General features: G+C 71.6%; 1 protein-coding gene. It reads left to right on the top strand.

Features of this window, described 5'->3' with window-relative positions:
* On the top strand, positions 1 to 1895 hold a 1895-nt coding region (locus tag GSF22_RS33210; protein ID WP_208817861.1), incomplete at both ends, for a glycosyltransferase family 2 protein.

Consider the following 1895-nt stretch of genomic DNA (forward strand, 5'->3'; position numbering starts at 1 on the left):
ACCCCGGACCGCCGCACCGCCGAGCAGCTCAACATCGAGGTCCGCAAGACGTACGCCGACTGCGCCGAGGTCACCGGCCCGCCCACCACACCGGAGCGACCCGACCAGCCGGTCCGGTTCCGGCCCATCGCCGGACCGGGCGCCCACCTCGTCCTCACCCTGCTGGTCCTGGCGAACCTCGGCACCACCCTGCTCTTCGTCGGCTGGCTGCTGCTGCCCGAGCACGTGCCCGGCGCGGTACGTCCCGACGGCGGCTGGCAACTCGCGGTGGCCCGGACCAGCTACTGCGTGATGATCGTCGCCGAGCTGATCCGGCTGATGCAGAGCGTCACCATCTGGGTCTTCGCCTGGTACGCCAAAGACCCGGTACCGATGGACCCGCCCGTCGGACTGCGGGTGGCCCTGCTCACCACCATCGTGCCCAGCAAGGAACCCATCGAGGTCGCCGAACGCACCCTGCGCAAGATGAAGGAGGTCATCTACGCCGGCACCGTCGACGTGTGGATCCTCGACGAGGGCGACGACCCGGCCGTGCAGGCGATGGCCCGCCGGGTCGGGGCGCACCACTTCAGCCGCAAGGGCCGCCCCGAGTACAACCAGCCCGCCGGCGAGTTCCGGACGAAGACCAAGTCCGGCAACCACAACGCCTGGCGGGCCGAACACGAACACCGCTACGACGTGGTCGCCAACGTCGACCCGGACCACGTACCCATGCCCGGCTTCCTGGAACGCACCCTCGGCTACTTCCGCGACCCGGACGTGGCGTTCGTCGTCACCCCGCAGGTGTACGGCAACATGCACCAGAACTGGGTGGCGCACGGCGCCTCCGTCCAGCAGTACCTGTTCAACGGGGTCATCGCCCGGGGCGGCAACGGACTCGACGCCCCCCTGCTGACCGGCACCGGGCACCTCTACCGGCCGTCGGCCTGGCGGTGCATCGGCGGGTACCAGGACTCGATCATCGAGGACCACCTGACCAGCATCCGCATCCACGCCGCCACCAACCCGCAGACCGGTCGACCCTGGAAGGGCGTCTACACCCCGGACGTGGTGGCCATCGGCGAAGGACCGACCTCCTGGGCCGACTACTTCAACCAGCAGAAACGCTGGGCCGCCGGGATCTGGGAGATCCTCGTCCGTCCCGACCTGCGGGCCCCCCGCACCCTGCGCACCCGCCGTCGCTGGCAGTACCGGCTGCTCCAGTTCTACTACCCCAGCGTCGCCGTCGGGATGCTGCTGGGCAACGCCGCCACCGCCGTCTACCTGCTCACCGGGGTCAGCTCGGTACGCCTCGACCCCGGCCGGTGGGGGCTGCTCTGGGGCGCCACCGTGGCCACCTGGTTCATGCTCTGGCTGTGGCTGCGCCGGTTCAACATCGCCCCCCACGAACGGGAGGAGATCGGCATGCCCGGCATGGCCCTCGCGCTCTTCGCCGGCCCGGTCTACGTCGCCGCCGGCATCGGGGCGCTGCTGCGCCGCAAACTGGCCTTCGTGGTCACCGCCAAGGGCAACCTGCGTACCACCGAGTCGCTGGCCACGTTCCGGCTGCACCTGCTCTGGGCGGCGTTCGCCGCCGCCCTGCTCGGCGCGAGCGTCGTACTCGGCCACGACTACATCCTGCTGCGGATCTGGGCCGGGCTGACCCTGTTCACCGGGCTCGGCCCGCCGGTCATCGCCGCCGTGTCCGGGCTGCTGGCCCGCCGTCGGCCCGCCGCGCAGACCACCTCACCCTCCCTCGGCTGGCGCGCCGACGACCCGATCACCACCTCGCTGGACGAACGGGACCGCTGGGACGACGACACCGGCGGCTGGGTCCGCGACACCGACGGCGTCCTCACCCCCGCCCCGGCCTGGCCCGGTCGCCGGGCCGGCCGCCGGATGGTCGACACCCCCAC

It is taken from the genome of Micromonospora echinofusca, assembly GCF_017614955.1.
GTDB classification, from domain to species: domain Bacteria; phylum Actinomycetota; class Actinomycetes; order Mycobacteriales; family Micromonosporaceae; genus Micromonospora; species Micromonospora echinofusca_A.